This window comes from Amycolatopsis sp. NPDC003861 (assembly GCF_053605405.1).
Window position 1 is genome coordinate 1 of sequence record NZ_JBSGJD010000521.1, and the last position, 1312, is coordinate 1312.

General features: G+C 70.2%; 2 protein-coding genes. Both read right to left on the reverse strand.

The annotated features are described in order from the left end of the window. Nucleotides 1–41 precede the first annotated feature (41 nt). Entirely contained in the window at nucleotides 42–548 is a 507-nt protein-coding gene (locus ACWEVN_RS47925; RefSeq protein ID WP_013229665.1) for a hypothetical protein, read from the reverse strand. A 49-nt stretch (nucleotides 549–597) separates the two neighbouring features. Beyond that, nucleotides 598–1185, reverse strand: a complete 588-nt coding sequence (locus ACWEVN_RS47930; protein WP_310973353.1) for an SACE_7040 family transcriptional regulator — start codon at nucleotides 1183–1185, stop codon at nucleotides 598–600. Nucleotides 1186–1312: the final 127 nt, after the last annotated feature.

Sequence of the window (1312 nt, forward strand, 5' to 3'; positions counted from 1 at the left end):
GTTCGGTGCATCCAACGCACCGAACGCCACATTGGGGCGCTTCAGTCGGAGACGGCCTCGGAGATCCAGGGCGCCACCGGCAGGTCGCGGTCCAGGCACTCCACCGAAAGGCGGATGGTCCAGCGCAGCGCTTGCAGGACGAGGCTGTCGACCTCGTCCGGGGCCGCGTTGGCGAGGGCGATCTCGACCTGCTCCTGCGCGGCTTCGGTGTTGCCGTGGACTTCGGCGAGCAGCGTCCGGACCGCGGTCCGCACCGGTGGGTCGGCCTGGTCGATCGAGACCTCTTCGCCGTCCTCGTCGAACACCTGGACCTTCACCGGGGCGCTGCCGCCGTCGCCCAGGGTGGAGACCATTGCGCTGCACTCGCCGAAGAGCAGCAGCATGAGGGCCTTCGTCTCGTCCGCGCGGGCCTGCGGCTCGGCGGCCGACGGGGCGACCTCGCCCAGCGCTTCGGCGTCGTCGCCGAGGCTCAGCGCGGTCAACGCGCGCTGAGCCTTCTCGACGAGCCGGCGCTCCTGCTCGCTCCAATCCGGGTCCACGTGCCCCATCAAACACCACGACGGCGCTCGGCGGCACACCTTGATCCGCCGATGACCTTCAGGCCGCGCGAAGGGCACCCAGCGCGAGCCGGCAGAGCAGTTCGGCGAGTTCATCGTCACCGAGATGGCGGTTGTACGGCGTCGAGTTGATCAGTCCGAACACGGCGTGTGCCGCCGACCGCGCCTGCCGTTCCCCCAGCTCCGGGACGGCTTCGCGGATGACGCGCACCCACACCTCGACGTACTGGCGCTGGAGCGCGCGCACCTGCTTGCGGTCGGCGTCGGTGAGGTTGGCGAGGTTGCGCTCCTGAACGGTGATCAAGGCGGGGTGCGCGAGCGCGAAATCGACGTGGAACCGCACGAGGCCGGTCAGCGTGTCGTCGGGTTCACCCGGGTGGGCGGCTCGGGCCGTACCGCCGTCGAGCAGGTAGCGGCTGATCGAGTTCAGCATCTCGCCGAGGATCGCGTCCTTGCTGCGGAAGTGCCGGTACAGCGCGGGGCCGGAGATCCCGACGGCGGCACCGATGTCGTCGATGCCGACGCCGTGGAAGCCGTGGTGGGCGAACAGCTCGGCGGCCGCGGACAGGATCTGTTCGCGCCTGCTCGCCTTCTCGCCGTTCACGAGAGGGGTGGGGTTGGCCGGCATCCGGTCAGTTTAGAGCGGCAGGTTAGCGAGCGCTAACGTCACGGTTCCAGGCCGCCTTCCCGATCGCTTGTGAGCCTGCTCACCCGGCTCGGGTGGAGGGGAGACCCCGGCTGCGGTGCCCGGCGGG